Genomic DNA, 23,343 nt, shown 5'->3' with positions numbered 1-23,343 from the left:
TGTTATGCTTTGTTTATTAATGTGTCGGTTGCAACGGTGCGAGTGACGGACGCCAGCTCCAGCACCGCAGGCAAAAATACTTCTGTTACCAGCAACAATCCCTGGCGACGCTGATACAGGCAGCGACGGGCAAAAAACAGCGACTTGTCATCGGCGCGACGCCCTTCCCCTGCCAGCGCCGCCTGCGCCCGCTGCACCAGCGGATGCCCGGCACGCAAGCGCGCAAATTCCAGTTCGCCGCGCCGCACCATGCGGTCGCCGAACAGGGTCGTGCCCAGCGAACGCTCGCCCAGCGCGGAAAACAGGGGCCAGTCCGTGGCCGTCGCCTGCATGGGCACGACGGTATGGCCAAACACGGCCGGCTTGTTATCACAACGTAACAGCACTTCGCGTTCCCACACCCGGCCCGCGCGGTGCAAACCGATGATGGCCGCCTCGTCGCTCAGGCAGCGCGCCGTTTCCTGATGCAAACATTGCACGCGAAATGCCTGGCTGTGCGCTTTCAGTTTGGCCGTCAGCGAACCGCCGCCCGTCAGCCAGTGGCGCAAGGCCGGCGGCGCATGGACGGCGTTCACGTGCGCATGCCATTGCGCCTGGCGCAGCGAACCCGGCCTCACCGGCCCGCGTCCGCATCGATGCCGCAAAAGGCCAGCACGGGCGCCAGGTAATCGGCAAATGCGCTGATGCCATGGTCGCTGCCGTCGATGACGCACTGCTGCGCCCCCTGATAATGCGCCACCATGTCGCGGTAGTCGAGCACTTCATCACCGGTGGCGGCAATCAGGAAATAACGTTGCGGCTGCGTAATTTTCTCTACGGCAAACGTGCGCAGCTCGTCGATGTACTCGCGCTTGAACTCGAATGGCTTGTCCGAATGGAACTCGGTCGTCACGCCCACATGCTGTTCCAGGTCGATCAGGGGCACGATGGCGGGATTGAGCAGCACGGCGCGGCAACCGAGCTGCTCGGCCAGCCAGGTGGCGTAATAGCCGCCCAAGGACGAGCCGATGATCGTCAGGTCGGCCGGCGCCACATCCTTGACCAGCGACAAGGCCAGTGCGATGGCCAGCTTGGGCGAGGCCGGCAATTGCGGGCATAGCCACTCTGCTTCGCGGCCCAGCGCCTGCATCTGCGCGGCCAGCAGGCGCGACTTCATCGACAGGGGCGACGAGCGGAATCCATGCAGGTACAGAATCATCGGCCTAGCGCCTCCAGCAATTTCTGGTGCACGCCGCCAAAGCCGCCGTTGCTCATGACCACGATCTGGTCGCCGGGACGGGCGCTTGCCGCCACGGCCGCCACCAGCGCATCGATGTCTTCGTAGGCGCTGGCAATCTGGCCCAGCGGCGCCAGCGCGTCGCCCAGGCTCCAGCCCAGCGCTTGCCGGCTGCCGAAACCGAAGACCAGGTCGGCATCCTTGAGGCTGCCCGGCAACGCATCTTTCATGGCGCCCAGCTTCATGGTGTTCGAACGCGGTTCCAGCACGGCCAGGATGCGGGCGCTGGCGCCGATTTTTTGCCGCAAGCCGCCCACGGTGGTGGCAATGGCCGTCGGGTGGTGCGCGAAATCGTCGTACACGGTCATGTCGTTGACGACACCGCGCACTTCCATGCGGCGCTTGACGCTGTCGAACGTGGCCAGCGAAGCGCAGGCCTGGGCAATCGGCACGCCCACGTGGCGCGCGGCGGCGATGGCTGCCAGCGCATTGCTGCGGTTGTGCTTGCCCGTGAGCGCCCACGCCACATGGCCTTCCTGCTGGCCATTGAGATACACGTCGAAGCTGCCATCGGCCTGCTCTTGCAGCTGCCAGTTGGCATCTTGACCAAAACTTTCCTTTTCACTCCAGCAACCGCGCGCCAGCACGCGCTGCAGCGACGCTTCGTCGCCGTTGAACACGAGGCGGCCGATGCCGGGCACGGTGCGCACCAGGTGGTGGAATTGCGTCTCGATCGCGTGCAGATCGGGGAAGATGTCGGCGTGATCATATTCCAGGTTATTCATGATGGCCGTCTTCGCGTGGTAATGCACGAACTTGCTGCGCTTGTCGAAGAAGGCCGTGTCGTATTCATCGGCTTCGATGACGAAGAAGTCCGAATCGGCGCTCTTGCCATCGATCTTGCCGGACAGGCGCGCGGAAATGCCAAAGTTCATCGGCACGCCGCCGATCAGGAAGCCCGGCGCGTAGCCCGCGTCTTCGAGTATCCAGGCCAGCATGGCCGAGGTTGTCGTCTTGCCATGCGTGCCGGCCACAGCCAGCACCCATTTATTGCGCAAGATGTGTTCGCCGATCCACTGCGGGCCGGACACATACGGCAGGCTGCGGTTGAGGATTTCCTCCACCAGCGGGTTGCCGCGCGAAACGACATTGCCAATCACATACAAATCCGGGTTCAGCTGGGTCTGTTCCGGATCAAAGCCCTGGATCAGTTCGATTCCCTGCGATTCCAGCTGGGTGCTCATCGGCGGATACACGTTGGCATCGCAACCGGTGACTTTATGGCCGGCTTCCTTGGCCAGGACAGCCAGGCCGCCCATGAAGGTACCGCAAATGCCGAGAATATGAATATGCATGTGATCAGTGCGAAAGGTGCTCGGTTAGTAAGTAAGACAGTGAGTAAGACAGCGAGATAAAAAACTGCAAGTGCAGGATTTTACCTGACGCCATGACTTTTTCCGCTTCGGAGTATCATCTCGCTCATGACGAACGATGCATTTGACGATAGCGCGCAGTTGCGCCAGGAAATCGCCGCCGCTGCCGCGCGCCTCGTGGCGCAGGATGGCGCCGACTATGGCAGCGCCAAGCGCAAGGCGGCGCGGCAAGTCCTGGGCGACGCGCCGAACCGGCCCACGAATCGGCCAAATATACTGCCTGACAACGACATGATCGAAGAACAGGTGCGGCAATACAATGCCCTGTTCCTGGCCGACAGCCAGCCGGCGCGGCTGTTCCAGCTGCGCACGATAGCGCTGCAGGTGATGGAAGCATTGCAACAATTTCATCCCCTGCTCAGCGGCCCCGTGCTCAATGGCACGGCCGGTCCCCACGACGAGATCTATTTGCAGCTGTTTGCCGAGAGCGCCAAGGAAATCCACATCTTCCTGCTGAATAAAAATGTCGTGCTCGACATGTCGGAAAGCCCGCATTTCAAGGGAGCGCGTTATGATGCGGTCGAGACAGCCAGTTTCTTGTGGAAAAACGAAGGCGTGCACGCGGCCATGTATGAGCTCGACGATATGCGCGGCGCGCTGAAAACCAAGGCGGACGGCAAGGTGCTGCGCACCGATATCGCCGGGCTGCGCAGCCTGCTGGCCGCCAGCCTCGCCGATGGCGTGCCGGCTGCCGACTAACATTGATATAGATAAAGTTATGACAAAAAAGAATTGGATCGCCTGCGCCATCGTGGCGCTGATGTTTGGCGGCATGGGCGCCTACGTCGGTTTGAGCAAGGAAAAGGCGAAAGCAGCGGGACCGCTGACGACCACCATCGCGCCAGGCGCGACGGGTCCCGTGAATGAGCTGTATGCGCTGTCCCTGCCGGACGCGGCGGGCACCACGCAAGTCTTGTCGCAATGGAAAGGGAAAAACCTGCTGGTGAATTTCTGGGCGCCGTGGTGCCCACCTTGCGTGGAAGAAATGCCGGAGTTATCCGAAGTACAAGGCCACTATGCGGCGAAGAACCTGCAGGTCATCGGCATCGGCATCGATTCGGCCAGCAATATTGCCACCTTTGCCAGCAAGTTCAAGATCGCCTATCCCGTGTATGTGTCCGGCATGAGCGGCACCGACCTGTCGCGTCATTTCGGCAATGCCACGGGCGGTTTGCCCTTTACGGTGCTGATCGGCGCCGATGGCGAAGTCAAAAAGACCTATCTGGGCCGCTTGAAATTTGATCAGTTGCGCGCCGATCTGGATAAATTGTAAATTCGGAGCGTGCTTTTTTCTCTTGCCAATGCGTATCTTTGGCGGCAAAATGCGGAACTTTCGCTAAAACGGTCTTCCATACATGGCAAAAAACCTCCTTCTGCTCAACGGTCCCAACCTGAATTTGCTGGGAACGCGCGAGCCTGAGGTCTACGGCGCCAGCACCTTGGCCGATATCGAGCAGGCAGCAATGGCGCAAGCCATGGCGGCCGGTGCCGACCTGGTCTGCTTTCAAAGCAACCATGAAGGCGCGCTGATCGACCGCATCCATGCCGCGCGAGCGGAAGGGATCGATGCCATCGTCATCAATCCGGGCGGCCTGACCCATACCAGCGTTGCCTTGCGCGATGCGCTGGCCGGGGTCGCCATCCCGTTCGTGGAAGTCCATATCTCGAATATTTATCAACGCGAAACGTTTCGACACCACTCATTTATCAGCGCGATCGCGCAGGGGACGATCTGCGGCCTGGGTATCGATGGATATCGGCTTGCCATCGACTTTGCGCTTAAAAAACGTTAATCTACGCGATCTGCACGTATTTAGCGCGGCGATAGGTTCTGGACATCACCGCATCACTCATAAAACAAACTACATTCCTAGGGGTTTTACATGGATCTACGAAAACTCAAGACCTTGATCGACCTGGTCGCCGAATCGGATATCGCAGAGCTGGAAGTTACCGAAGGCGAAAGCAAGGTTCGCATCGTCAAATCGTCGGCCATGCCGCAAAACCAGATGGTCATGATGCAGCCGCAAGGCATGCAAGCCCACTACCAGCCAGCCGCGCCAGCCGCTGCCCCGGCTGCGGCAGCTGCCGTCGTGGTAGCCGCCGAGCCAACCGGCTATGTGGTCAAGTCGCCGATGGTCGGCACCTTCTACCGGTCCTCCGCTCCTGGCAGCGCCGCCTATGTTGAAGTGGGCTCGACCGTCAAGGAAGGTGATACCCTGTGCATCATCGAAGCGATGAAGCTCCTGAATGAAATCGACTCCGACAAAGCCGGCGTCGTGACCCAGATCCTGGTCGAAAACGGCCAACCGGTCGAATTCGGTCAACCCTTGTTTGTGATCGGCTAAAACCCAGTCCACACGGCCGGCAACGGCCGTTTGCAGTTTTTGCCCCTCACACTTGTTGTTTCGCCGGCTCGCCGGCTCTCACAGACATACGCGAACCTACCATGTTTGAAAAAATCCTGATTGCCAACCGTGGTGAAATTGCCCTCCGTATTCAGCGCGCCTGCCGCGAAATGGGCATTAAAACGGTTGTAGTCCACTCCGAAGCCGACAAGGACGCGAAATACGTCAAGCTGGCCGACGAATCCGTTTGTATCGGCCCGGCCCAGTCGTCCCTGAGCTACCTGAACATGCCCGCCATCATCAGCGCCGCTGAAGTGACGGATGCGCAAGCGATTCACCCAGGCTACGGCTTCCTGTCGGAAAATGCCGACTTTGCCGAACGCGTCGAGAAATCGGGCTTCGTCTTCATCGGCCCCCGCTCCGAATCGATCCGTTTGATGGGCGACAAGGTGTCGGCCAAGCAAACCATGATCAAGGCTGGCGTACCGTGCGTACCCGGCTCGGAAGGCGCGTTGCCGGACGATCCGAAAGCGATCGTGCAAATTGCCCGCAAGATCGGCTACCCGGTCATCATCAAGGCTGCCGGTGGCGGTGGCGGACGCGGCATGCGCGTGGTGCACACGGAAGCGGCCCTGATCAACGCCGTGGCGATGACCAAGACGGAAGCCGGCACGGCCTTCGGCAACCCAGAAGTGTATATGGAGAAGTACCTGGAAAATCCGCGCCACGTGGAAATCCAGATCCTCGCCGACGAACACAAGAACGCCGTCTGGCTGGGCGAGCGCGACTGCTCCATGCAGCGCCGCCACCAGAAAGTGATCGAAGAAGCACCGGCGCCGGGCATCCCGCGCAAACTGATCGAGAAAATTGGCGACCGTTGCGCCGAAGCGTGCCGCAAGATCGGCTACCGCGGCGCCGGCACGTTTGAATTCCTGTACGAAAACGGCGAGTTCTATTTCATTGAAATGAATACCCGCGTGCAAGTGGAGCATCCAGTCACCGAGATGATCACCGGCATCGACATCGTGCAAGAGCAGATCCGCATCGCCGCCGGCGAAAAACTGCGTTTCCGCCAGCGCGACGTCTTGCTGTCAGGCCACGCCATCGAGTGCCGCATCAACGCCGAAGACCCGTTCAAGTTCACGCCATCGCCCGGCAAGATCGTGTCCTGGCATGCACCGGGCGGCCCAGGCATCCGCGTCGACTCGCACGCCTACGCCGGCTACTACGTGCCGCCTCACTATGACTCGATGATCGGCAAAGTGATCGCTTACGGCGCCACGCGCGAGCAAGCGATACGCCGCATGCAGATCGCCCTGTCCGAAATGGTGGTCGAAGGCATCAACACGAATATCGCCCTGCACCGCGAACTGATGATCGACGCGCGCTTCATCGAAGGCGGCACCAACATTCACTATCTGGAACAGAAACTGGCCGACATGCCGGACCTGGGCAAGAACCTGAATGGCGGCAGCCCCAGCATCGCCAAGAAATCCGAAATCAAGGCGGGCGCATGAGCTGGACGGAAATCGTCATCGAAATCGCCCGTGACAACGCCGAGGCCATGTCCGACGCATTGATGGAAGCGGGCGCCCTGTCGGTCTCGGTGGAAGACGCCGACGAAGGCACGGATGCCGAGCAGCCCCTGTTTGGCGAGCCGGGCATGGAACCGAAGGAAGCGGCGTGGGAACGCAGCCGCGTGGTGGCGCTGACCGACGTCGACGCCGACCAGGCCGCCATCGTGGCCGCCGCGGCCCAGGCCGTCGGCATGGCGGAAGTTCCCGCCTTTAGCATGCGCCCCGTGGAAGAGCAGGACTGGGTGCGCCTGACACAGTCGCAATTCGCACCGATTCACATCGGCAAGAATATCTGGGTCGTGCCCAGCTGGCACGAGGCACCGGATCCTGACGGCCTGATCCTGGAACTGGACCCGGGCCTGGCCTTCGGCACGGGCAGCCATCCGACCACGCGCCTGTGCATGGAATGGCTGGAAGCCCATCCGGCCCCTGGCAAGACCGTGCTCGACTACGGTTGCGGTTCCGGCATCCTGGCCATGGTGGCCAAGAAACTCGGTGCGCAAACGGTGGCCGGCGTCGATATCGACCCGCAGGCGATCGAATCGGCAGGCGACAATGCCGAACGCAACCAGTGCGACATCGAATATTTCTTGCCAGACACGTTTGCCACCTCGGCACACGCGACGGCCAAGTTTGACATCGTCGTCGCCAATATCCTGTCGAGCCCATTGAAGCTGATGGCGCCGATGCTCTCAAGCCGTGTCGCCGACGGCGGCGCCCTGATCCTGTCCGGCGTGCTGGCGCGCCAGGCGGAAGAAGTGGCCGCAGCCTACGCACCATTCATCCAGTTGGGTGTGTGGGCCGAGCAAGACGGCTGGGTGGCCCTGCATGGCCGCCTGGGCAGCACGCAAGCGCCTGCGCCCCGCGCGGAAGGTGCATAAGCACAGCAATGGCCCTCGCCACCAAATGCCCCCATTGCAACACGATATTTCGGGTCGCTGCTGACCAGTTGAAGTTACGTGGGGGCATCGTGCGCTGTGGCACGTGCAGAGAAGTGTTTGACGGCAATGCCGCGCTGGTCGATCCGGCCGCGGCATCGCCGTTTTTAACGTCCGGCCCCGGCACTGCCGCCCCGCCGTCGACCGGTTCCCCGCTTGACGCCAGCCTGCCGTCCGCCACGGACGACGAACCCATTTATTCCCTCGACTTCGACACCTCGTTCGACCCGTTCGGCATCCTGCCGGAAACGGCGCAGCTCAAGGACGACGACGATGGCGAGCACATCGAACTGGATCTCGACGTCAGCCTGCCTGCCGAGGTAGCTGCCGACGCACCGCTCGAACCACCTGCAGCAACTGCGCCAGAGGCGCCCGAAGCACCGTTACCCCAGCCGATGGCGCCTTTCAAGCGCCGCCAGGTCGATGACGCGCCCGCCTTCGCCACGTATTTGCGCGATAGCCGCCGCGAACCGAACCTGGAAACTGGCGCCGCACCGGCATTGCCTGCCGTCGAAAAAGTCAGCCTGGACAGGCCTGCGTCCGTGCGCCGGGAACCCACGCTGGCCGACCATTCCTTCACGCCACAGCCCGCCGCCGCCGTTGCGCCGGATGCCGCCGAAGAACAGGAAGAACCCGTCCTGCCGCCAGCCGACGACGAGCCAGCCTTCGTCACCCAGAGCCGGCGCCGCGAACAGAGCGGCAAGGCCTTGCGCGTGGCCATGGCCGTCGGCTCGGTGGTACTGCTGCTTTTGTTATTCCTGCAAGTAATGACCACCTTCCGCAATCCGCTGGCGGCACAATTTCCGCAGTGGAAGCCGACCCTGGTCACGCTGTGCCAGCTCAGCGGCTGCCAGGTCGACTTGCCGGCGCAGATCGAGGCGCTGGCCATCGAGCAAGGCGAGTTGCAGACATTGAAGGAACAAACCTTTTCCTACGTCTCGCTGCTGCGCAACCAGAGCCGCAGCGTGCAAGCCTGGCCCAGCATCGAACTGATACTCAACGACGCCAACGACAAGCCGGTCTTGCGCCGCGTGATCGCGCCGCGCGACTATCTGCCGGCCACCGTCGACGTGAGCAAGGGGTTTGCGCCGCGCTCGGAACAAACCATCAAACTGTACTTTGCATTAGACCAGCTCACGGCGTCTGGCTACCATATCGCCATCTTTTACCCTTAACAGACACTATCATGACCAAAACATCGCTGATCTGCGGCTCGCTTGCCACCGACACCATCATGCAATTTCCTGGCCGCTTCGGCGAATCCCTGCTGGCCGACCAGTTGCACAAGGTGAACGTCTCCTTCCTCGTGCCCACCATGCGCACGGAGTTCGGCGGTTGCTCGGGCAACATCGCCTACAGCCTGAAAATGCTGGGCGGCGACCCGCGCATCGTCGGCGTCATGGGGCAAGATAGCGCCGCCTACCTGGAGCGCCTGCAAAAGCTGGGCATTTCCACCGCCAACATCCTGATCAAGGCCGACAGCTACAACGCGCAGTGCTTCGTCACGGCCGACGCGGACAATAACCAAATCAATGCCTTCCACCCGGGCGCCATGTCGTTCGCGCATGAAAACCCGATCGCCAATGCGGGCCCGGCCAAGGTGGCCATCATTTCGCCGGACGGCGACCAGGGCATGCTCAAGCACGCCGCCGACCTGGCCGGGCTGGGCATCCCCTTCATGTTCGACCCGGGCCAGCAGTTGCCGCGTTTCAATGGCGAACAGTTGATCGACTTCATCAACAAAGCCACGTATGTGTCGGCCAACGACTATGAAATGGAAATGTTGATGGAACGCACGGGCTTGACCCTGCCGGACATCGCCAGCCGCCTGGAAGCGCTGATCGTCACGCGTGGCGAAAAAGGGTCGGAAATCTATACGGACGGCAAGCGCATCGACATTCCTGTCGTGACCGCCAAGGAAGTGCTGGATCCGACCGGCTGCGGCGACGCCTACCGTGCCGGCTTGCTGTTCGGTATCACCAACGACCTGGGCTGGGAAACCAGCGGCCGCCTGGCCAGCCTGCTGGGCGCCATCAAGATCGCCACCCAGGGCGCGCAAAACCATGTGTTTACGCCAGCCAGCATCGCCGACCAGTTTGAAGCGGCGTTCGGCTACCGCTACTAATAGGTAGTCCGGTCAGCCTGCGCGCCCACGCCAGGCCGACCTCCCCGCCTTACCTCAGCACGATAATCATCCCCACCAGCACCTGCGCAATCTGCAGCAGGATCAACGCCACCAGCAGCGACAAATCCAGGCTGCCGATCAGCGGCACGACCTTGCGGATCGGACGCAGCAGCGGCTCGTTCAGGGCCCGTACAAACGGCGCCAGCGGCGCATGCGGGTTGACCCAGCTGAAGATGGCTTCGATGATCAGCAAGGCCATGAAACCGTAGAGTATCCATTGCAGGAAGCGTTGCAGCGCCTTGAGCAGCACCACCTCGACGGGAGCGCCGGAAATGAACAGGACCGAGCTGGCCAGCAGCACGATCAGGAAGGCGCCGATCAGGCTGGCCCAGTCATACCCGCCCACGCCCGGCACCACGCGGCGCAGGGGGCGCACCAGCCAGTCGGACAATTGAAACGTGAATTGCGCCACCGACGAGGGAGGCCGCACGCGCACCGCCTGCATCCAGAAGCGCAGCAGCAACACGCCGCCCAGCAAGGTGGCAATGGTATCAACGATCAATGTAAGGATAACGATCAGCACGACTAATTCTCCAAAAAAAAACCGCTGTGTGATTGAGTCACACAGCGGCGTGTTGCCTCATCCAGGCACCCGTATCGTTGGAATTACGATGGGCGGGTGCTGGTTGGGAATGGCCAGGCTGCAGCCGGTGCCAACACGGTTTTTGCTACAGGTGCGATAGGTGCCGATGGCTTGGCGACAGGAGCTGCCTTCTTCGGTGCGGCCTTTTTAGGCGCGGCCTTCTTGGCGGCTGGCTTGGCGGCCACGGCGGCTGGTGCCGCTGGAGCTGCTGCCGGCGCTGCTGCCACGACTGGCGCTGCGGCTGGCTTGGCGGCAGGTTTCGCTGCGGCTTTCGCTGCCGGCTTCGCAGCTACCTTGGTAGCTGGCTTGGCTGCAGCTTTTGCTGCTGGCTTCGCTGCCACCTTGGCCGCTGGCTTCGCTGCAGGTTTCGCTGCTGCCTTGGCTGCCGGCTTGGCTGCGACTTTTGCTGCTGGCTTGGCTGCCACCTTGGCTGCTGGCTTCGCTGCCACCTTGGCCACTGGCTTGGCTGCCACTTTCGCTGCTACCTTGGCCGCTGGCTTGGCTGCCGCTTTTGCTGCTGGCTTCGCTGCAGCTTTTGCTGCTGGCTTGGCTGCGGCTTTGGCGGCCGGCTTGGCTGCTGCCTTGGCGACGACTTTTTTCGCTGCTGGCTTGGCTGCCGCTTTGGCGGCCGGTTTCGCTGCTGCCTTGGCTGCAGGTTTCGCTGCGGCTTTTTTCACTGCTGGCTTGGCTGCTGCTTTTGCTGCTGGCTTGGCTGCTGCTTTGGCCATTGGCTTGGCTGCTGCTTTGGCGGCCGGCTTGGCTGCTGCCTTGGCGACGACTTTTTTCGCCGCTGGCTTGGCGGCTGCCTTGGCGGCAGGTTTCGCTGCAGCTTTTTTCACTGCTGGCTTGGCTGCTGCCTTGGCCGCTGGTTTTGCTGCGGCTTTTGCTGCTGGCTTGGCGGCCGGTTTGGCTGCAGCTTTTTTCGCGACAGGCTTGGCTGCTGCCTTGGCTGCAGGTTTCGCTGCGGCTTTCGCTGCCGGCTTGGCTGCTGCCTTGGCCGCCGGTTTCGCTGCGGCTTTCGCTACTGGCTTGGCAGCCACTTTTGCTGCAGGCTTGGCTGCGGCTTTGGCGACTGGTTTTGCGGCTGGTTTCGCTGCGGCTTTGGCAGCTGGTTTAGCGGCAACCGTCTTCGCTGCGGCTGCCGGCTTCTTCGCGGCAGGAGCAGCCTTGGCGGCTGGTTTCTTTACTTCTGATTTCTTAGCGGCTGTTGCCATTTGTCTCTCCTTCATCTGAGATGAGAAATTTAAGCTACAAGATTTAAACCCGTCCGACCCACCACAGGGATAGGCCAGGCGAATTATTCATCGGCACAAACGGTCGTTTGCGCTAATGAATTCGGCACCAGCTGAACTGCTGCAACTCCTCACGTTTGCAGCACTTCAGCCATCGTCGGTGCCACCCTGCTTTATCTCGCAGCTGGTGGCAAAGTCTGAATTCGGTCATTCGTTTTCGATGCCGTGCGTTTTTTCGCTCCTCGCATCGCGCTCGCCACAACACCGATACGTCAAATAAAAAACCGCCATGCCTGAAAAAATTCGGGCACGGCGGCAGACGAAAACGGTGTGGTTTTGTGCATATCCGTGTAAATCTGTATCCCTGTTTTGCGAGCTTTTTTCGCTACCGCGCTGGTTAAAAAACCCCGCATTCTAACGCTCGCATTTGCAATCTCATAAAGTACACGAAAACCTTGTCAATGCGCAACCGGCACGACACGTTTTCGCCCGCTTTTTTGCACGATACGCGTGCTATCGCACAATCGCATGCCAAATGCCGCCGCCAGCGTGTCCGGAAACGATATTTACTACCTGTCTCGCGCGCATTGGCGCCATCAAAAAAATGCGTCGCGGCGCGCGCGATGCGGCAAAAAAATGGCCGCACTTTTCTGCGTCGCCGCATGCAATTCGCATGCGCCGCCGCGCCGCTGCGCGCCATGAAAAAACGGCGCAAGAAAGCGCCACTGGCGATGCCGCAACCTGCCTCAAGAAGGATGCCGGCAGGCTGAGAAAACAGACAAGGCTAACGCGTCTCTGCGGAAGACGCTGGCCGGGAGAGCGCCAGGGCCGTATCGATGAAGGCGCGCAGTTTTGGCTGGCTCTGGGTACGGGCAGGAAAATACAGGAACAATCCGCTCGTCGGCGGCACGTAGTTTTCAAACACCCGCAGCAAGCTGCCGACTGCCAGATCGCCTTCGATTTCCACGTCCGGCAGGTACGCCAGGCCCAGACCCGAGCGGGCGAAATCGGCGATCAGCGTGGTGTCGTTGACGACCAGGGGCGCGCCGGCTTCCACCAGAAATTCTTCGCCATCGCGCACGAAGCGCCAGCGGTGCAAGGCGCCGGAAGTGTGAAAGCGGTAGGCCAAGGTGTCGTGGCGCATCAGCTCTTCCGGGATCAGCGGCTGCCCTTTGCGCTCGAAGTAGGCGGGTGCGCCAACCACGGACCAGCGCAGGTCTCCCGTCAGGCGCACCGCCACCATCTCCGGCTCCACGGACTGTCCCAGGCGGATGCCGGCGTCGTAACCCTGCGCCAGCAGATCGACCGCGCCATCGTCGAGCGAGAGGTCGATGGTCACGTCAGGATAGCAGCTGCGAAAACGCGGTATCAATGCGCGCATGACCAGCGCGCCCAGCGCGCGCGGCACGGTCAGCCGCAGATGGCCGGCGGGCCGGTCGCGAAACATGGTCAGCGCGGCGAAGGCGTCATCGATCTGCCGGGTGGCGCCGGCCAGGCTGGCGTACAGGCCCGCGCCGGCTTCGGTGAAGGCGACATTGCGCGTATTGCGCTTGAAAAGCAGCACGCCATGCTGCCGTTCCATCACCTTGACCGCCTTGCTGACAGCCGTCACCGTCACGCCAAGCTGCAGCGCCGCAGCGCTGAAACTTTTGTGCTCGGCGACCGCGAGAAAGGTACGGATGCCATCGAGGGAGTTATTTTTCATACGGAATCATGCGCCAATAATGAACCTGAAGTTTAAAGCCTATCACCCTGGCTGTACTATTTCTCTGCAATTGAACGCCATATGATGGTCGCTCCCTACCTCTCCCCCCGAAAGGAAGCATCATGTCTCTGTTCATGCCGGCAATCGTCGGCGACTACTTTAGCGCCGAAAACCATCACGATAGCGACGCCGTGGCGCAGTGCTTCGCAGCCGATGGCGTCGTGCATGACGACGGCCATGCGCACGCGGGCCATGCCGCCATCAAAGCCTGGAAAGAAGCTGGCAGCAAGCAGTACGGCGCCACCGTCAGCCCCACCTCGGCCGACATGCAAGGGGCGCGCTGCGTGGTCACCGGCAGCGTCAGCGGCAGCTTCCCCGGCAGCCCGCTGGAGATGCGCTTTGCCTTCACGCTCGCCGGCAACCGCATCCAGACTCTGGAGATCCGCGCATGAATACCGATTTCAAGGACAAGCGCGTGCTGATCACGGGCGGCACGAAGGGCATGGGCGCGGCGACGCTACAACTGATGCTCGAGCGCGGCGCGCACGTGGCGACCACGGCACGCGCCGCCACCGGCAGCTTGCCAGCCGGCGTGCATTTCATTGCGGCCGACCTGCGCACCCGCGCGGGAACCGACACGGTGATCCAGGAAGCGCTGGCCAGCCTGGGCCGGGTCGATATCCTGATCAATAACGTGGGCGGCTCGACGGCCGCCGGGGGCGGCGCGCTGGCCCTGGACGACGATGCCTGGGAAGACGCGCTCAACGGCAACCTGCTTGCCGCCGTGCGCCTCGACCGCGCCCTGCTGCCGGCGATGGTGGCGCGCCAGTACGGCGTGATCCTCCACATCTCGTCGATCCAGCGCAGCCTGCCGCTGTACGATTCGACGCTGGCGTATGCGGCCGCCAAGGCTGCGCTGAGCAACTACAGCAAGGGATTGTCGAAGGAATTCGGTCCGCAGGGCATCCGCATCAATACCGTCTCGCCGGGCTTCATCGAAACCACGGCGGCCCTGGCGATGATACGGCGCTTGGCCGCACACGCCGGCATCAGCGAGGACGCGGCCCGCCAGGAGCTGATGCAGACGCTGGGTGGCATTCCCATCGGCCGCCCCGGCAAGCCCGAAGAAGTGGCCGAACTGGTCGCCTTTCTGGCCTCGGACCGCGCCGCGTCGATCCACGGCGCCGAGTATGTGATCGATGGCGGCACCATCCCGACCGTATGAGCCCGGTGCAATACGCTTTCCACATAGCAAAAGGCCCCGCATCCGCGAGGCCTTTGTTACATGATGACTTGTGACGCCATCGGCTGGCTTATTCCCAGTTCAGCGCGCCGCCGGTCTGGTATTCCGTCACGCGCGTCTCGAAGAAGTTGCGTTCCTTCTTCATGTCGATCATCTCGCTCATCCACGGGAACGGGTTTTCTTCCTGGGCGAACAGCGGCTCGATGCCGATCTGCTGCGCGCGGCGGTTGGCGATGAAGCGCAGATAGCCCTTGAACATCGGTGCGTTCAGACCCAGCACGCCGCGCGGCATGGTGTCTTCCGCGTACGCGTATTCCAGTTCCACGGCCTGCATGAACAACACTTTGATCTCTTCGCGGAATTCGGCCGTCCACAGCTGCGGGTTTTCCATCTTGATCGTGTTGATCAAGTCGATGCCGAAGTTGCAATGCATCGATTCGTCGCGCAGGATGTACTGATACTGCTCGGCAGCGCCCATCATCTTGTTCTGGCGGCCCAGCGCCAGGATCTGCGTGAAGCCGACGTAGAAGAACAGGCCTTCCATCAGGCAGGCAAACACGATCAGGGACTTGAGCAGCTTCTGGTCGTTTTCCACCGTGCCGGTGACGAACGCGGGGTCGGTCAGCGTGTTGATGAACGGGATCAGGAATTCATCCTTGTCGCGGATCGACTTGACTTCGTTGTAGGCGTTGAAGATCTCGCCTTCGTCCAGGCCCAGCGACTCGACGATGTACTGGTAGGCGTGCGTGTGGATCGCTTCCTCGAACGCCTGGCGCAGCAGGTACTGGCGGCATTCCGGCGCCGTGATGTGGCGGTAGGTGCCCAGCACGATATTGTTGGCGGCCAGCGAGTCGGCCGTCACGAAGAAGCCCAGGTTGCGCTTGACCAGGCGGCGCTCGTCGTCCGTCAGGCCGTTCGGGTTTTTCCACAGCTCGATATCGCGCTGCATGTTCACTTCCTGCGGCATCCAGTGGTTGGCGCAGCCGGCCAGGTATTTGTCCCACGCCCACTTGTACTTGAACGGCACCAGCTGGTTGACGTCCGTCTTGCCGTTGATGATGCGCTTGTCGTCGGCATTCACGCGGCGCGCCACTTGCTCGGCGTTCGCTTCGGACGGTTCGGCGCCGGCCGGCAGGTTCAATTCGGTATTTCCCAGTGGCGCTTGCTGCGCCGGACGCGGCACAGCTGCCGACGTGGTTTCATCATCCCAAGACAACGACATATTCTTCTTCCTTTCCGTGCCGGCGAGCCGGCGATCCGCAACAGGCCCGTTGTATCGGACAATGCGGACATTGACAACATTGAATCAGCCCGACCGTGCCGGGCTGACAACTTTAAATTTTTTAAAAACCGTCGCGAGCAAGCCCGATATCGGGTCGAGTAGCGGAGCCGTACTTTAGTACGATGAGCAACACAGAACCCGAGAGGGGGCTGCGCAGCAGGTTTTTACTGGCAGGCTTCGCATTCTTCGAAACCGTCATCCCCCGGACGCAGGTAGCAGGCTTCGCCATCGGCGTCGTCCGCTGCCGCCGCCACGACCGGCGCCACGGCCACTGCTGCTGCCGCCACGGCCGCTGCCTGGGCGCTTTGCGCGCTGGCCGACATGCCGCCATCGACTGCCACGGCGTTCAGGGCGCCGGTACGCGAGGTCGATTTCTCCATGTGGGTAGCGGCGATCGTGCGCAGGTAGTAGGTGGTTTTCAGGCCACGCAGCCATGCCAGCTTGTAGGTCTCGTCGAGTTTCTTGCCCGATGCGCCAGCCATGTAGATGTTCAGCGACTGGGCCTGGTCGATCCACTTCTGGCGACGCGAAGCCGCTTCCACCAGCCAGCTTGGCGACACTTCGAAGGCGGTGGCGTAGATATCGCGCAGGTCTTGCGGGATGCGGTCGATCTTCACCAGACTGCCGTCGAAGTACTTCAGGTCGGAGATCATGACTTCATCCCACAGGTCGCGCGCCTTCAGGTCGCGCACCAGGTAGCCGTTGATCTCGGTGAATTCGCCCGACAGGTTCGATTTCACGTACAGATTCTGGAACGTCGGCTCGATACAGGCCGAGACGCCGATGATGTTCGAAATCGTCGCCGTCGGGGCGATCGCCACGCAGTTCGAGTTGCGCATGCCGAACTTGGCGATGCGTTCGCGCACCGGGGTCCAGTCCATGGCCGACGAGGAATCGACTTCCAGGTAGCCGCCACGCTCTTCCGCCAGCAGTTTCACCGAGTCTTGCGGCAGGATGCCACGGTCCCACAGCGAACCGGCATACGATTCATAGCGGCCGCGCTCTTCGGCAAGTTCCGTCGACGCCAGGTAGGCGTAGTAGCAGACGGCTTCCATCGAGGTATCGGCAAACGACACGGCCGCGTCCGAGGCGAACGGGATGCGCATCATGTGCAGGCAGTCCTGGAAGCCCATCACGCCCATGCCGACCGGACGGTGGCGCATGTTCGAATTGCGCGCCTTCTCGACGGCGTAGTAATTGATGTCGATGACGTTGTCGAGCATGCGCATGGCGGTGCGGATGGTCTTGGACAGCTTGACGTGATCGAGCTTGCCTTCCTTCATGTGCGCCGGCATGTTCACGGAACCGAGGTTGCAGACGGCGATTTCGTCAGGGCCCGTGTTCAGCGTGATTTCCGTGCACAGGTTCGAGCTGTGGACGACGCCGACGTGCGACTGCGGGCTGCGGATGTTGCAAGGATCCTTGAACGTGATCCATGGGTGGCCCGTTTCAAACAGCATCGACAGCATCTTGCGCCACAGGTCCAGCGCGGCGATCTTCTTGAACGAACGCATTTCGCCGGCGGCTGCCTTGGCTTCGTAGCCCAGGTAAGCCTTTTCAAAGGCCTTGCCGACCAGGTCGTGCAAGTCCGGCGTTTCGGATGGCGAGAACAGGGTCCACTCGCCTTTTTCCATGACGCGCTTCATGAACATGTCGGGAATCCAGTTCGCCGTGTTCATGTCGTGCGTGCGGCGGCGGTCGTCGCCCGTGTTCTTGCGCAGGTCGAGGAATTCCTCGATGTCCATGTGCCAGGTTTCCAGGTAGGCGCAGACGGCGCCCTTGCGCTTGCCGCCCTGGTTGACTGCCACGGCCGTGTCGTTCACCACTTTCAGGAACGGCACCACGCCTTGCGACTTGCCGTTGGTGCCCTTGATGTGGGCGCCCAGGGCGCGCACTGGCGTCCAGTCGTTGCCCAGGCCGCCGGCGTACTTGGCCAGCAGCGCGTTGTCCTTGATGGCGTCGTAGATGCCTTCCAGGTCATCCGACACGGTGCTCAGGTAGCACGACGACAGCTGCGAACGCAGGGTGCCCGAGTTGAACAGGGTCGGCGTCGAGCTCATGAAGTCGAACGAGGACAGCAGCTTGTAGAACTCGATGGCGCGCGCTTCGCGGTCCGCTTCGTTCAGCGACAGGCCCATGGCCACGCGCATGTAGAACGCTTGCGGCATTTCGATGCGCACGTCATGGATGTGCAGGAAGTAGCGGTCATACAGGGTTTGCAGGCCGATGTAGCCAAATTGCAAGTCGCGGTCGGCCACGATGGCTTTTGCCAGGCGTTCCAGGTCGAAGCTGGCGAGTACCGGGTTCAGCAGGTCGTTGGCGATGCCCTTGGCGATGTACTGCGGGAAATACGTCAGGTATTCGGCGGCAGCGGCCGCTTGCGGCACTTCCTTGCCGAACACTTCCTTGCGCACCGTGTGCAGCAGGATGCGGGCCGTGACCTGGCTGTAGGCCGGGTCTTTTTCCATCAGCGCGCGCGCCGCCAGGATGGCCGACTTGTGCAGCTCTTCGACGGGCACGCCGTCGTACAGGTTCTTCACCGTTTCAGCCAGGATGGCGTCGGCGTCGACGTGCTTTTCCAGGCCGGCGCAGGCGGCGTTGATCAGGTCGCGCACTTCCTGCATGTCCAGCAGACGGCGCACGCCGTTGTCGGTGACATTTAATTGCGGTGCGGAAACTTGCGCGGAAGCGCCCAGCGCTTCCTTCTGCAGGCGGCGTTCTTCCATGTGCTTGGCGCGGTACAGCACATAGGCACGCGCCACGTCGTGCTCGCCCGAACGCATCAGCGACAGTTCCACCTGGTCTTGCACGTCTTCGATATGGAAGGTGCCGCCGCCCGGATGGCGGCGCACCAGCGCGGCGACGACGCCGTCGGTCAGCTGTTCCACCAGTTCGCGGACGCGTGCCGAGGCGGCGCCCTGGCCGCCGTTAACGGCCAAAAACGCCTTGGTCATGGCGATGGCGATCTTCGAAGGCTCAAATGCCACCACCGCGCCGTTGCGGCGGATGATGCGATAGTCGCCCAATGCCGCGCCCGTGCTCGCCACGCTGTTGGCCGCGCCTGGCGCTGGCGATACTGGCGTTGGATGGATGGAAATATCTTGTGGTGATTGCATTGAAGCTCCCGTTGTCAGCTAAAGTCAGCCTGCAGTTTTGCTGCCGCGTGTGTTGTTGAATAGAACGCCCGATGGTCAGGGTTTCTTCAGATATTTGTTGCTAAATAGTAATTTCATAATGCCTACAACAGGATCAGAATCCATATCGCCACACCGCACTGCACGGCTGGCGCGAAACACGATCAAGGGTGATGAGCCGCCAGTTCCAGTGCTTTATCAGCAATCCGGGTAGCTTTGACAATAATTCTGAAAACGTCTGTGATGGCACTACATATAGTCTTTACATCCAACTTCTGCACTAATTGTAGTGCCCATCGGAGGGGGATGCAATAGTTTTCCGGCATCCGCCGGCGTAATTTTTTGTATTTTCATATACGATTTCGGTTGACTTTTCAGGGCATGGATGGAAAGCCCAATCCCCGCGAAGTAAGCGCTAACGCAGGCTGCCCGCGCAAGGTTTCCATCCAGCATTCTTGATAAAAATGCCAGTCAAAAAACGGCCCCGGATCCGTCTTCCTTCCCGGCGCGATATGCTCGTGGCCGCGCACCTGGGACAAGCCGTAGCGCGCCACCAGCGCCGCCGTCAGCGTCGCCAGGACATGGTATTGCCGCCGCTGGAAAGGCACATCGTCCGCGCCTTCCATTTCGATACCGATGGAATAGCCATTGCACTGCGGGCGTCCTTCAAAGGTGGACGCGCCCGCATGCCAGGCACGTTGATCAGCAGAAACATATTGCAGCAGAGCACCATCGCGCCGCACAAAAAAGTGCGCCGACACCTGCAAGCCACGCAGGTCGGTGAAAGAAGGATCGGCATTATAATCTACCCGGCCCGTAAACAAGTCCGTCACATGCGGTCCGCCGAAGTGGCCACCCGGCAAGCTGATGTTATGGATCACCAGCAAATCGACTTGCGCACCGTCCGGGCGCGCATCGTAGTATTGGGAGTCATAGCGCAGCGCGCCGTCGCACCAGCCATCTTCATCTATCGTCCATGCGCTCATCAAGCAAAGCTTCCTGTATCGTCAATTTCTGCATGCGGTAACGCAACTGGCGCACGCTCAGGCCCAGCTGCCGCGCCGCCCGCGCGCGGTGGTAGCGCGCCTGCACCAGCGCCAGCATGATCATGTCGCGCTCGGCCTGGCGCAAATACATGTCCAGCGGCAAGACCGGAGCCACGCCATACGCGGCCATGCCGGGCAGGAACAGTTGCCGTTCCGGCAATGGCGGCGCCGCCCGCAACGGCAGGCTGCCCGCCGCGGACGGCAAGGCCAGTCCGTCGAGCGCGATCACGCCGCCGTCGGCAAAGGCCAGCGCCCGCTCCAGCACGTTTTCCAGTTCGCGCACATTGCCGGGAAACGCATACGCGGCCAGGGCCGCCAGCACGGGCGGCGCCAGGCGCACGGCCCGGCGTGGCGACAGGCGCGCGAGGATCACCTCACATAATACCTGCAGATCGCCGCACCGTTCGCGCAGCGGCGGCAGCGCCAGTTCGATCACATTCAGGCGGTAATACAGGTCCTGGCGCAACGTGCCGGCCGCCACGCCGCGCGCCAGGCCATGCTGGCTGGCGCACAGGATGCGCACGTCGACAGCCTCGTCGGTACTGCCGCCCAGCTTGCGCACGCGGCGCTCCTGCAGCACGCGCAACAGTTTCACCTGCATGGCCAGCGGCAGATCATCGACTTCGTCGAGCAGCAAACTGCCGCCGTGGGCCGCCTGGAACAAGCCCTGGCGCTCGTGCAGCGCGCCCGTATAGGCGCCCGGGCGGCAGCCGAAGAATTCCGCTTCCATCAGCGCCTCGGGTATGGCGCCGCAATTGACGGCGATAAACGGGAAGCTGGCGCGCGCGCCCTGCGCATGGATGGCGCGCGCCGCCAGTTCCTTGCCCGTGCCCGATTCGCCGCGGATGGCCACCGGCGCGCCACAGCGGGCGATGCGACCGATCTGCGCGCGCAGCGCCTGCATGGGCAGCGAATTGCCGCTCAGTTGCGGCGCCGGCGGCATGCCGGCGGCGGTGACGGTATCCGGGCCGGGGCTGGGACGGGACATGGGGACGCGCGCCTTTCTGCAATGGCGGCGACGAACCGCCTGCTGCAGATGCTACGCCGGATCGATGCCGGACGACGTTACGATACGGATGAGCAACGCACGCGGGCTTGCAGACCGCCCCTTACAGGGTGGCGTGCGCATGGCTGCAGTAGTCGTGGCCCTTGGCCTGCACGTTCTCGGAGGCCGGGTAGTAGACGCCGCAGTGGGCGCAGCACAGCATCAGCTCGGCATCCGGCAATTCCTGCGGCCGGCCCGGCGGCGCAAACGGGTTCGGCTGCTGTTGCTGCTGCGCGCGGGCCCGTTGCTGCATGCCACGGATCTTGCTGCGGATAGCAAACAGCACCAGGAACACCAGCGCCAGCCAGAATAAAACACGTGTCATGCGTATCCTCGGTGTAAAACCACTTCCAGTACAAAACGGCTGCCGACATAGGCCAGCAGCAAGGTGGCGAAACCGGCCAGGGTAAAACTCAGGGCCGTCTTGCCGCGCCAGCCGCGAAAGCGGCGCCCGGCCAGCAACGCGGCGAACAGCAGCCACGACAGCATGGTAAACACGGATTTGTGATCCCAGTTGAGCGCCTTGCCAAATAATTGCTCGGAGAACACAATGCCCGACAGCACGGTCAGGCTGAGCAGGATGAAGCCCAGGCCGATCATGCGGAACAGCAACTTTTCCATCGTCAGCAGGGCTGGCAGCTGGTCCAGCGCCGTGCCGATGAAGCCGCGGCTTTCGCTGCGCGTATGCAAACGCGATTCCTGCAGCGCCATCAGCACGGCGTGAAAGGCGGCAATCGTCAAGGTGCTGTAGGCGAGCACGGCGACGGCAATATGCCAGCCGAAGACGGCCGACTTGCCTTCCATGCTGACCTGGCTGCCAGGAAAGGCCCAGGCCAGGCCGATGGCGAGAACGGCGCTGGGCATGACCATGCGGCGCAGTCCGTCCAGGCTGAAATTGCGGTTCTCTATCCAGTAGGCGCCCACCGAGACCCACAGCGCGGCCGACAGCATGGCGGAAAAACCGAAGCGCAAGGTACCCGGCGCCATCAGGTCGAACCACAGGGTGGCGGCGTGCGCCAGCCAGGCGACGCCGGTCAGGCCGGCAATGAGCCGGGCACGGGACGAGGGAAGCACCGCGCACGCCGCGTACAACAGGGCGGCGATGAAAAAGAAATAGATCTGCATAGTTTAAGTTTACACCATAGCCGGCAAGCGCGATTCAAGCGACAGTATGGGCTGCGAGCAATTCGCCACCTGCCGATACCGCAAGCCTGCCATGATATCGCGCCTGAGGCATGACGGGGTGGCGCACCCTCAAGATTTCGGCAATCTTTCGCGCCGCCTGCCTATATATGAGCATGCCGCAAAAAAAGGATGGCCCGCTCAAGCGGGCCATCGGGTATTGCCAATATCCGGTTTACTTCACGTTCAGGCTCTTTTTCGCCTGCTCCAGCAAGTCCGTCTTGACCCAGTCCCTGGCCACGGGCGGTTTGGTCATGCGGCCCACGCCCGTTTTCACCATCACGTCCGTGGTGATCTGGATATGCTCGGGCGTGATGTCGTACGAATACGGCGAATTGCTGATCGCGTCGTCGAAGTCATCCTTCGTGATCTGGCCGCGGAACACGACTTCACGCACATACTTTTCCGCCGTCGCCTTGTTGTCGATAAAGGTCTTGGTCGCTTCGACGAAGCAGCGCATGAATTTTTCCGCCACGGGACGGCGTTCCTTGTAAAACTTTTCCGTCATCACCATGGTTCGCACGGGCTCGCCGATCGGCGTGTCGTACGGTTTGATGACTTCGCTGCCGAAGCCCTTGTTGATGGCCTGCGACGATTGCGGCTCCGACTGCATCATGGCGTCGATATTCTTGCCCATCAGCGCCTGATTCAAGTCGGCGTAGGCCAGGAACACCAGTTGCACATCCTTGCCCTTGGTTTCGGAAAACGTCAGGCCCGCCTGCGACAGCTCAGCCAGCAGCAGCACTTCCTGGATGCCGCCGCGCGTCACGCCCACGCGCTTGCCCTTGAGTTCCTTGACGCTGGCGATCTTTTGCCCGGCGCCCGCCACCAGGCGCGCGCCGCCCTTGGCAAAGCCGGCCACCACGTAGATCGGCGCGCCGCCGGCGCGGCCGGAAATGGCCGCTTCGGATGCCGTCGCACCCACGTCCAGCTCGCCCGCGATAATGGCCTGCATCACGTCGAGGCCCTTGGCGAAGATATGCTCCTCGACCTTGATGCCGCACTTGGGCGCGATTTCCTTGATGTACGACACGGCGCCGTAATGGGCGAACTTCAAATTGCCCAGGCGCACGACTTCCTGCGCCTGTGCCTGGACCGCGCCCATGCCGAAGGCCAGCATGAGGGCGGCGGCGATACCGGTCTTCAAGGTGAATTTCTTACGCATCGGGTTCTCCTGTGGTGGTTGGTGTGTGC

Annotated in this window: 24 protein-coding genes; 12 read left to right on the top strand and 12 right to left on the bottom strand. The window is 61.8% G+C overall.

Going from position 1 to position 23,343, the window contains the following annotated elements:
- Positions 1 to 2 precede the first annotated feature (2 nt).
- From AC54AF_RS05215 to mpl, 3 genes are read right to left on the bottom strand one after another with little or no spacing between them, the layout of a single operon-like run.
- Entirely contained in the window at positions 3 to 617 is a 615-nt protein-coding gene (locus AC54AF_RS05215) for a chorismate--pyruvate lyase family protein (RefSeq protein WP_496635663.1), read from the bottom strand.
- Positions 614 to 1,198, bottom strand: a complete 585-nt coding sequence (locus tag AC54AF_RS05210; RefSeq protein WP_496635662.1) for a YqiA/YcfP family alpha/beta fold hydrolase — start codon at positions 1,196 to 1,198, stop codon at positions 614 to 616. The genes AC54AF_RS05215 and AC54AF_RS05210 overlap by 4 nt, the downstream gene beginning before the upstream one ends.
- Entirely contained in the window at positions 1,195 to 2,571 is a 1,377-nt protein-coding gene (mpl, locus tag AC54AF_RS05205; RefSeq protein ID WP_496635661.1) for a UDP-N-acetylmuramate:L-alanyl-gamma-D-glutamyl-meso-diaminopimelate ligase, read from the bottom strand. The genes AC54AF_RS05210 and mpl overlap by 4 nt, the downstream gene beginning before the upstream one ends.
- A gap of 126 nt (positions 2,572 to 2,697) precedes the next feature.
- Between mpl and AC54AF_RS05200 the strand changes: the two genes are divergently transcribed.
- The 8 genes from AC54AF_RS05200 (at position 2,698) to AC54AF_RS05165 (ending at position 9,637) form a co-directional block, all read left to right on the top strand.
- Positions 2,698 to 3,348 (top strand): hypothetical protein, encoded by a 651-nt coding sequence (locus AC54AF_RS05200; RefSeq protein ID WP_496635660.1) that lies wholly within the window; start codon positions 2,698 to 2,700, stop codon positions 3,346 to 3,348.
- Positions 3,349 to 3,367: 19 nt separating this feature from the next.
- Positions 3,368 to 3,922: a TlpA family protein disulfide reductase gene (locus AC54AF_RS05195; protein ID WP_496635659.1), complete on the top strand. Its 555-nt coding sequence runs from the start codon at positions 3,368 to 3,370 to the stop codon at positions 3,920 to 3,922.
- Between the two features lie 82 nt (positions 3,923 to 4,004).
- Positions 4,005 to 4,442, top strand: a complete 438-nt coding sequence (gene aroQ / locus AC54AF_RS05190) for a type II 3-dehydroquinate dehydratase (RefSeq protein WP_496635658.1) — start codon at positions 4,005 to 4,007, stop codon at positions 4,440 to 4,442.
- Between the two features lie 90 nt (positions 4,443 to 4,532).
- Positions 4,533 to 4,997: an acetyl-CoA carboxylase biotin carboxyl carrier protein gene (gene accB, locus AC54AF_RS05185; RefSeq protein WP_131685505.1), complete on the top strand. Its 465-nt coding sequence runs from the start codon at positions 4,533 to 4,535 to the stop codon at positions 4,995 to 4,997.
- A gap of 101 nt (positions 4,998 to 5,098) precedes the next feature.
- The gene (gene accC, locus AC54AF_RS05180) at positions 5,099 to 6,514 is read left to right on the top strand and encodes an acetyl-CoA carboxylase biotin carboxylase subunit (RefSeq protein ID WP_034746622.1); all 1,416 of its coding nucleotides are present in this window, start codon (positions 5,099 to 5,101) and stop codon (positions 6,512 to 6,514) included.
- Entirely contained in the window at positions 6,511 to 7,455 is a 945-nt protein-coding gene (gene prmA, locus AC54AF_RS05175) for a 50S ribosomal protein L11 methyltransferase (RefSeq protein WP_496635657.1), read from the top strand. Before accC ends, prmA begins: the two co-directional genes overlap by 4 nt.
- Positions 7,456 to 7,463: 8 nt before the next feature.
- The gene (locus tag AC54AF_RS05170; RefSeq protein ID WP_496635656.1) at positions 7,464 to 8,687 is read left to right on the top strand and encodes a DUF3426 domain-containing protein; all 1,224 of its coding nucleotides are present in this window, start codon (positions 7,464 to 7,466) and stop codon (positions 8,685 to 8,687) included.
- An 11-nt stretch (positions 8,688 to 8,698) separates the two neighbouring features.
- Complete coding sequence (locus AC54AF_RS05165) at positions 8,699 to 9,637, top strand: PfkB family carbohydrate kinase (RefSeq protein ID WP_131685508.1); 939 nt, start codon at positions 8,699 to 8,701, stop codon at positions 9,635 to 9,637.
- Positions 9,638 to 9,686: 49 nt separating this feature from the next.
- Here the strand turns inward: AC54AF_RS05165 and AC54AF_RS05160 are convergent, their stop codons facing one another.
- Positions 9,687 to 10,220, bottom strand: coding sequence for a YggT family protein (locus AC54AF_RS05160; RefSeq protein ID WP_496635655.1), 534 nt, complete (start codon positions 10,218 to 10,220; stop codon positions 9,687 to 9,689).
- A 366-nt stretch (positions 10,221 to 10,586) separates the two neighbouring features.
- Between AC54AF_RS05160 and AC54AF_RS05155 the strand changes: the two genes are divergently transcribed.
- Complete coding sequence (locus AC54AF_RS05155) at positions 10,587 to 11,513, top strand: hypothetical protein (RefSeq protein ID WP_496635654.1); 927 nt, start codon at positions 10,587 to 10,589, stop codon at positions 11,511 to 11,513.
- Between the two features lie 454 nt (positions 11,514 to 11,967).
- Positions 11,968 to 12,282 carry a hypothetical protein gene (locus tag AC54AF_RS05150; RefSeq protein WP_496635653.1) on the top strand — a complete coding sequence of 105 codons (315 nt, stop codon included), beginning with the start codon at positions 11,968 to 11,970 and terminating at the stop codon, positions 12,280 to 12,282.
- Between the two features lie 14 nt (positions 12,283 to 12,296).
- Here AC54AF_RS05150 and AC54AF_RS05145 read toward each other — a convergent pair whose 3' ends face one another.
- On the bottom strand, positions 12,297 to 13,217 hold the full coding sequence (locus AC54AF_RS05145; protein WP_496635652.1) for a LysR family transcriptional regulator: 921 nt from the start codon (positions 13,215 to 13,217) through the stop codon (positions 12,297 to 12,299).
- A gap of 122 nt (positions 13,218 to 13,339) precedes the next feature.
- Here AC54AF_RS05145 and AC54AF_RS05140 point away from each other — a divergent pair, with 122 nt between their 5' ends.
- Positions 13,340 to 13,669, top strand: a complete 330-nt coding sequence (locus AC54AF_RS05140; protein ID WP_496635651.1) for a nuclear transport factor 2 family protein — start codon at positions 13,340 to 13,342, stop codon at positions 13,667 to 13,669.
- Complete coding sequence (locus tag AC54AF_RS05135) at positions 13,666 to 14,442, top strand: SDR family oxidoreductase (RefSeq protein ID WP_496635650.1); 777 nt, start codon at positions 13,666 to 13,668, stop codon at positions 14,440 to 14,442. Before AC54AF_RS05140 ends, AC54AF_RS05135 begins: the two co-directional genes overlap by 4 nt.
- Positions 14,443 to 14,530: 88 nt before the next feature.
- Here the strand turns inward: AC54AF_RS05135 and AC54AF_RS05130 are convergent, their stop codons facing one another.
- The 7 genes from AC54AF_RS05130 to AC54AF_RS05100 all read right to left on the bottom strand — a co-directional run bounded on the left by AC54AF_RS05130 (position 14,531) and on the right by AC54AF_RS05100 (position 23,314).
- A complete protein-coding gene (locus tag AC54AF_RS05130; protein ID WP_034746600.1) occupies positions 14,531 to 15,682 on the bottom strand; it encodes a ribonucleotide-diphosphate reductase subunit beta in 1,152 nt (383 codons plus the stop codon).
- A gap of 224 nt (positions 15,683 to 15,906) precedes the next feature.
- Entirely contained in the window at positions 15,907 to 18,858 is a 2,952-nt protein-coding gene (locus AC54AF_RS05125; RefSeq protein WP_496635649.1) for a ribonucleoside-diphosphate reductase subunit alpha, read from the bottom strand.
- 392 nt (positions 18,859 to 19,250) lie between these two features.
- Positions 19,251 to 19,862: a 1,6-anhydro-N-acetylmuramyl-L-alanine amidase AmpD gene (gene ampD / locus AC54AF_RS05120; RefSeq protein ID WP_496635648.1), complete on the bottom strand. Its 612-nt coding sequence runs from the start codon at positions 19,860 to 19,862 to the stop codon at positions 19,251 to 19,253.
- A complete protein-coding gene (locus AC54AF_RS05115; RefSeq protein ID WP_496635647.1) occupies positions 19,840 to 20,910 on the bottom strand; it encodes a sigma 54-interacting transcriptional regulator in 1,071 nt (356 codons plus the stop codon). Before AC54AF_RS05115 ends, ampD begins: the two co-directional genes overlap by 23 nt.
- Positions 20,911 to 21,031: 121 nt before the next feature.
- Positions 21,032 to 21,292 carry a PP0621 family protein gene (locus AC54AF_RS05110; protein ID WP_034746591.1) on the bottom strand — a complete coding sequence of 87 codons (261 nt, stop codon included), beginning with the start codon at positions 21,290 to 21,292 and terminating at the stop codon, positions 21,032 to 21,034.
- Positions 21,289 to 22,092 carry a cytochrome C assembly family protein gene (locus tag AC54AF_RS05105; RefSeq protein WP_215409055.1) on the bottom strand — a complete coding sequence of 268 codons (804 nt, stop codon included), beginning with the start codon at positions 22,090 to 22,092 and terminating at the stop codon, positions 21,289 to 21,291. Before AC54AF_RS05105 ends, AC54AF_RS05110 begins: the two co-directional genes overlap by 4 nt.
- A gap of 232 nt (positions 22,093 to 22,324) precedes the next feature.
- On the bottom strand, positions 22,325 to 23,314 hold the full coding sequence (locus tag AC54AF_RS05100) for an ABC transporter substrate-binding protein (RefSeq protein ID WP_496635646.1): 990 nt from the start codon (positions 23,312 to 23,314) through the stop codon (positions 22,325 to 22,327).
- Positions 23,315 to 23,343: the final 29 nt, after the last annotated feature.

This window comes from Janthinobacterium sp. JF4, assembly GCF_059617925.1.
Note: the sequence above shows the minus strand (reverse complement) of the source record. Positions and strands in the feature narration are given on the sequence as shown.